The organism is Methylobacillus caricis (assembly GCF_020532705.1).
GTDB classification, from domain to species: domain Bacteria; phylum Pseudomonadota; class Gammaproteobacteria; order Burkholderiales; family Methylophilaceae; genus Methylobacillus; species Methylobacillus caricis.
The window spans coordinates 771183-777506 of record NZ_JAJAVD010000004.1 but is presented as its reverse complement, the minus strand read 5'-3'; the positions used below and the strand labels follow the sequence as shown (position 1 = coordinate 777506).

The 6324-nt window shown below is 49.7% G+C and carries 7 protein-coding genes; 4 read left to right on the top strand and 3 right to left on the bottom strand.

What is annotated here, in order from left to right; all coding sequences use genetic code 11:
- Positions 1–218, top strand: a 218-nt coding sequence (locus LG200_RS13980; protein ID WP_226758237.1) for a hypothetical protein, incomplete at its 5' end; no start/stop codon positions are given.
- A 147-nt stretch (positions 219–365) separates the two neighbouring features.
- On the opposite strand, the gene tyrS is transcribed toward LG200_RS13980, so the two are convergent.
- Positions 366–1565, bottom strand: coding sequence for a tyrosine--tRNA ligase (gene tyrS, locus LG200_RS13975; RefSeq protein WP_226758236.1), 1200 nt, complete (start codon positions 1563–1565; stop codon positions 366–368).
- A 105-nt stretch (positions 1566–1670) separates the two neighbouring features.
- On the opposite strand from tyrS, the gene LG200_RS13970 reads away from it, so the two are divergent.
- The 3 genes from LG200_RS13970 to gltA are packed head-to-tail and all read left to right on the top strand — an operon-like array spanning position 1671 to position 5439.
- Positions 1671–3017 carry a peptidoglycan DD-metalloendopeptidase family protein gene (locus LG200_RS13970; RefSeq protein ID WP_226758235.1) on the top strand — a complete coding sequence of 449 codons (1347 nt, stop codon included), beginning with the start codon at positions 1671–1673 and terminating at the stop codon, positions 3015–3017.
- On the top strand, positions 3017–4111 hold the full coding sequence (locus LG200_RS13965; RefSeq protein ID WP_226758234.1) for an anhydro-N-acetylmuramic acid kinase: 1095 nt from the start codon (positions 3017–3019) through the stop codon (positions 4109–4111). The genes LG200_RS13970 and LG200_RS13965 overlap by 1 nt, the downstream gene beginning before the upstream one ends.
- Positions 4112–4146: 35 nt before the next feature.
- The gene (gene gltA, locus LG200_RS13960; protein ID WP_226758233.1) at positions 4147–5439 is read left to right on the top strand and encodes a citrate synthase; all 1293 of its coding nucleotides are present in this window, start codon (positions 4147–4149) and stop codon (positions 5437–5439) included.
- A 69-nt stretch (positions 5440–5508) separates the two neighbouring features.
- Here the strand turns inward: gltA and erpA are convergent, their stop codons facing one another.
- Both erpA and LG200_RS13950 read right to left on the bottom strand, forming a co-directional pair.
- Positions 5509–5862, bottom strand: a complete 354-nt coding sequence (gene erpA, locus LG200_RS13955; RefSeq protein ID WP_226758232.1) for an iron-sulfur cluster insertion protein ErpA — start codon at positions 5860–5862, stop codon at positions 5509–5511.
- A gap of 56 nt (positions 5863–5918) precedes the next feature.
- A complete protein-coding gene (locus LG200_RS13950) occupies positions 5919–6314 on the bottom strand; it encodes a bactofilin family protein (RefSeq protein WP_226758231.1) in 396 nt (131 codons plus the stop codon).
- Positions 6315–6324 lie beyond the last annotated feature (10 nt).

Here is a 6324-nt window from a genome sequence, read left to right as displayed (position 1 = left end):
GGGGCGCATTATACAGACCTTATTTACTCGGTCAAGTCAGTTTCGAAATTATTTACTATCAACTTCTTCACCAACTTCGCTTACCACACCTCTCTCAGCGAGCCGCGCATTTTACAGTTTCTTTCGAACCGGTCAAGCTGTTTTTGAAACTAATTTCAAACCGCTTAACTGCACTTCGCTTTCTCAAGCGAGCCGCGCATTTTACAGACCTTTTCTAACTGGTCAAGGAGAATTTTCATTTCTTCAAACTCTCCCGCGAGCCCCGCCGTTGAAGCGAGGTGCGCATTCTACGTACCCCAGAATTTTGGTCAAGCCCTTTTTGCCATTGTTACAAATTAATTACATATAGATCCGTTTTTGCTGCATCACTTACTGACAGTTATGCGCGCAAACTTGCGCTTTCCTACTTGTGCAACTACCACTGCCCCAAGGCCAATATGCAAACTCCGATCCGTTACCTTTTCACTATCAAGCTTTACGCCGCCCTGCTCTATCATGCGGAAAGCCTCGGACGTACTTGCAACCAACCCCGCTTGCTTGAGCAAGGGGCCAATCGCTATTGAGTCTTGCTCTATATAGATAGCCACTTCTGGCACTTCATCCGGAATACCGCCTTTAGAGCGGAGCTCAAAATCGGCCAGGGCCTCCTCTGCCGCACCCTGGTTATGGAAGCGTGCAACGATTTCCTGTGCGAAGCGTACTTTTATAGTGCGTGGATTCTCACCATTGGCTACGGCCCCTTTCCATTGCGCTACGGTAGCAATCGACTCAAACGACAAAAGATCGATATAACGCCACATCAACTCATCGGACACCGACATCAATTTGCTGAATATGGCATTGGCCGGTTCTGCTATACCTATATAGTTGCCTAGCGACTTGGACATTTTATTCACGCCGTCCAAGCCTTCTAGCAAGGGAACAGTTAAAACGGACTGTGGTGATTGCCCATAATGCTTTTGCAGTTCGCGTCCCATCAGTAGGTTAAAGCGCTGGTCGGTACCACCAAGCTCCAGATCTGCTTTTAACTCGACCGAATCGTAGCCTTGCAATAAGGGGTAGAGAAATTCATGGATGGCGATAGGCTGATTACTTTTATAGCGCTTCTCAAAGTCGTCGCGCTCCAGCATGCGTGCTACAGTATGAGTGGCAGCCAGCTTGAGCATGCCAGCAGCCCCAAGCTTGTTCATCCAGGTAGAATTGAACACGACTTCAGTCTGCTCAGGCTTGAGTATCTTGAATACCTGCTCTTGATAAGTCTTGGCATTCTGTTGCACCTGCTCCTCAGTTAAAGGAGGGCGGGTTGCACTCTTGCCTGTAGGATCACCTATCATGCCGGTAAAGTCGCCAATCAGGAACAGCACCTGATGGCCCATATCCTGAAACTGGCGCAACTTATTAATAAGGACTGCGTGCCCCAAGTGAAGATCAGGGGCTGTAGGATCAAAACCGGCCTTGATGCGTAGCTGCTTTCCCTGCTTGAGTTTTTCTGTTAACTCCTGCTCGCCGATCAGGTCCTCTATCCCGCGCTTGATCAGCGCCAGGTCATCATTCAAATTCGCCATATCTGATTAATATCCGTATCTTAAGTGCGGTTTGCCTTCACCATGCCGAATTTTTCTGTTAGCATGCCCCATCATTGTTTTGAAACAGTAAAGAGGTAGCGACCAGTGCAGCAGACTGAGCAGAGCCATAAAGAAGTTATTTTAACGCAAAATCCTGCATTAAAAGAACGAAAGCTGCGCCTGCGTTGGTTGCTTGCTATTTCCAGCCTACCTCTATTTGGCATCATTACCGCTTTTGGTATTGCCCCTCAGACATCAACTCAAGACATCGCAATTTCCACAATCGTGGAACAGATTGAACTTCCAGAACTTAATGCCCCTTTAGTTTCAGACAACCTCGCCAGCCAGAATTACTGGCAAGCCGACCAAGTACGCCGCGACGACACTCTGGCAAGCTTGATGGACAGGTTGAATGTACAAAACAGTGAGGCCCTTGAGTTCCTGCGACGCAATCCAGAGGCCAGTGCGCTGGCCTCCCAACTCCGACCGGGCCGTTCTATTCAGGCTCAAGTCAATGAAAACGGCGAGTTATTGAAGCTGCAATACCAGTTAAGTGCAACATCCACACTAACCATTGATCGCACAGATTCCGGTTATCAAGCCAAAACTGGCGAACCTGTCCTTGAAGTACATAATGTATTAAAGACTGCGGAAATCAGAAGCTCTTTGTTTGCTGCCACCGACGCAGCGGATATCCCAGATGCCATTGCCATTCAGATGGCCGAGATTTTCTCTTCCGATATCGACTTCCACACTGATTTACGCAAGGGTGATCGCTTCGTTGTAATTTATGAAGCGAAATATGACAATGGCAGTTTGGTGAACACCGGCCAAGTATTAGCCGCTGAGTTCACGAATCAGGGTAAAACCTATAAAGCCGTCATGTACCGCAATCCAGAAGGTAAAGTAGCGTATTACACCCCTGAAGGGAAAAGCCTGCATAAGTCCTTCCTGCGTTCACCTTTGGAATTCACGCGCATTAGCTCGGGTTTCACCATGGGCCGCTTCCATCCAATTCTGCAAAAAATGCGTGCACACAAGGGCGTTGATCTCGCTGCACCCATCGGTACCCGCATCAAGGCACCGGCTGATGGCGTAGTCAACTTTGTTGGCGTCAAGAGTGGTTATGGCAATGTGATCTACCTCCAGCACGCCAATGGAGTCAGTACAGTTTATGGCCATCTCTCGCGTTTCACCCCTGGCCTGCGCAATGGCATGAAAGTTTCCCAGGGCGACATCATTGGCTTTGTCGGCATGACCGGTATGGCTACTGGCCCACATCTGCATTATGAATTCTTGCTGAACGGCGTGCATCGTGATCCGCTCAAGGTGGCGCTACCAGCTGCAGTGCCAATTGCACCGCAATACAAGGCGGACTTCCTTGCACATAGCGAAAGCCTTTCTGCGCAACTCAGGCTGCTGAGCGCAAGCGCCGTTGCTTCACTGGACTAGTGTCTCGCGCGTTATTTATCGGCCTGATGTCAGGCACCAGCCTTGATGGCGCCGATAGCGTTATTGTCGAACTGGATGGGAAACATTGCCAGGTAGTGCGCCAGCAGTTCACGCCTTATCCAGCCGACTTGCGCCAGCAATTACTGACATTGCATCATCCCACAACGAATGAGCTTGAAGTCACCGCCGTCACCAGCAATAGGCTTTCGCATTTATACGCGGATAATATAAACCAATTGCTTCATCAGGCCGGCCTGCACCCCTCGCATATTACGGCAATAGGTTGTCACGGACAGACCATTAGACACAGGCCCGAGTTGGGCTTCACCTTGCAAATATTCAATCCCGCTTTATTGGTGGAGCTAACCGGCATAGCAGTGATATCAGACTTCCGCAGCCGAGACCTGGCTGCGGGTGGCCATGGTGCGCCGCTCGTACCCGCTTTCCATCACGCCGCCTTTGCAGATTCAACGATACATCGCGTAGTGCTCAACATAGGCGGCATCGCCAATCTCACAGACCTGCCTCCTGATAGCCCTGTCACAGGATTTGATACGGGCCCGGGCAACATGCTGATGGATGCGTGGATAGAGCACCACCAAGGCAAACCATATGATGCTGATGGTACATGGGCAGCCAGCGGCACAGTCATCCCTGCATTATTGGAACAATTGCTCGAAGAGCCATTTTTTGCACAAGCCGCCCCCAAGAGCACTGGGCGGGACACATTCAACATGGCGTGGCTACAGAAGAAACTGCACCGGAAATATCAACCAGCAGACGTACAGCGCACACTTCTGGAGCTGACCGCAGCTTCTATCGCCACAGCGGTGACACAGAACTGCATTAATGTAGATGAGCTGTATGTATGCGGTGGTGGCGCTTATAATAGCGTTTTGCTAGAACGCTTGCGGCAACTGCTGCTGCCTGTAACAATCAGGCTTAGCGATGAGCTTGGGCTTGCCATTAACTCCGTGGAAGCTGCCGCCTTTGCCTGGTTGGCACGCCAGGCATTACATGGTCTACCGGGTAACCTGCCTGCCGTCACTGGCGCCAGGGGCCCAAGAATACTTGGCGCAGTTTATGCTGCGTGATTTTGTGAACATACAATCATCTTGAATCCAGAACTATGAAACCAAGCAAAGTCACACTTACTTTCGATGATGGTTCCGCACCTATCGAGCTTCCTGTATTACAAGGCAACTTAGGCCCGAGTGTCATTGATATTCGGAGCTTGGGCAAACACGGTATTTTTACCTATGATCCCGGTTTCCTGTCCACTGCATCCTGTGATTCCAACATCACCTTTATTGATGGTGAACAAGGATTGCTGTTTTATCGCGGCTACCCAATAGAACAGCTCGCTGAGCATTCAGACTTCATGGAAGTCTCCTACCTACTAATATATGGTGAGCTGCCAAATGCTGAACAAAAAGCCAGCTTCACCAACACGATTACGCGTCATAGCATGGTGAATGACCAACTGACACATATTTTCCGTGGATTCAGGCGCGATGCCCATCCGATGGCAGTGATGGTGGGTGTAGTTGGCTCACTGTCAGCCTTCTACCATGAAGCAATTGATGTCAGCGACCCGAAGAACCGTGAATTCGCTGCCCACAGACTACTGGCCAAAGTACCAACGATTGCAGCCTGGAGCTACAAGTACAATATTGGCCAGCCATTTATGTATCCTAGGAATCGTTTCAACTATTCTGAAAACTTCATGCACATGATGTTTGCAACACCATGTGAAGATTACGAGCCTAACCCCGTGCTGGCCAAGGCATTTGAACGCATCCTGATTCTGCATGCAGACCATGAGCAAAACGCCTCCACTTCTACCGTCCGGCTAGCTGGCTCCAGTGGGGCAAACCCGTTTGCCTGTGTCGCTGCTGGCATTGCTTCACTATGGGGTCCGGCACATGGCGGCGCCAATGAAGCCACGCTTAAAATGCTGGAAGAAATTGGCGACATCAGCCGTATTGGTGAATATATCAAGCGCGCCAAGGACAAAACCGACTCTTTCCGCCTCATGGGCTTTGGCCACCGTGTCTACCGCAATATGGATCCACGGGCGGCCATCATGCGCCAGACCTGCCACCAGGTATTGGATGAACTGGGTCTGCATGACGACCCTATGTTCAAGCTGGCACTGGAGCTGGAAAAAATTGCGCTGGAAGACGAATACTTTGTCAGCCGACAGCTATATCCTAATGTGGACTTCTACTCCGGTATCGTTATGCGTGCCATGGGCATCCCGAACTCCATGTTCACGGCAATCTTCGCCCTGGCACGCACTGTGGGCTGGGTAGCCCAATGGAATGAAATGATGTCAGACCCTGGCTCCAGAATCGGCAGGCCTCGCCAGTTATATACTGGTTCGGCCCGACGTGATTTTATGCCGCTTGATCAGCGGTAACATCTGGAGCATAAGATAAAAAAGGGGCATAGCCCCTTTTTTAATTACGTACTACAAATTGCCTGCAATTTATGCAGAGAAGGAAGAACCGCAACCGCAGGTCGTCGTGGCATTCGGATTACGAATCACAAATTGGGAACCTTGCAGGCTATCCTGATAATCGATTTCAGCTCCTACCAGATATTGCAGGCTCATTGGATCAATCAGCAATGTCACGCTATCTTTCTCTACCTGCGTATCGTCGTCATTCACGGTTTCCTCAAACGTGAACCCATATTGGAAACCCGAACAACCACCCCCGCTGACAAATACACGCAATTTGAGATCGGGAGAACCTTCCTCATCGATCAGCTCTTTGACTTTCTTGGCAGCATTCTCGGTAAAAACCAATGGGCTTGGAATTGCTTCTGTCACAGCGTTCATAATTTAACTCCTTAAATCCTAAACTGAATTCATTATCCTGCGCTTGACTTTCAGGGTCAATCTTTATCCGCAGGCAGTCCTGTAGTACGTTGGATTTCTGTATCGCCGATATACACCAACTGGCCTTCGATAATGGCGCCAGTATGGATCTCCAGCGACTTGTAGTAGACATCTCCATTAATTCTTGATTTGGCATGCAGCTCCAGATATTGACTGGCACGTACGGGACCCGTTACCTGTCCATTCAATACAATATGTGCAGCCGTCACAGCACCTTCAATACTACCCTGTATCACCAGCATGCTCGGGGTTCCTGTCTCATTCACGTCGCCCTTGATGCTACCATCGACACGTAATCCGCCACTGAACGAGACATTTCCTTCAATGCGTGCTTCAGCACCAATCAGTGTATCTATGCGACTTTGCGGTTTGTTCTTGTTTTTGGAAAACATGCTGATCCTC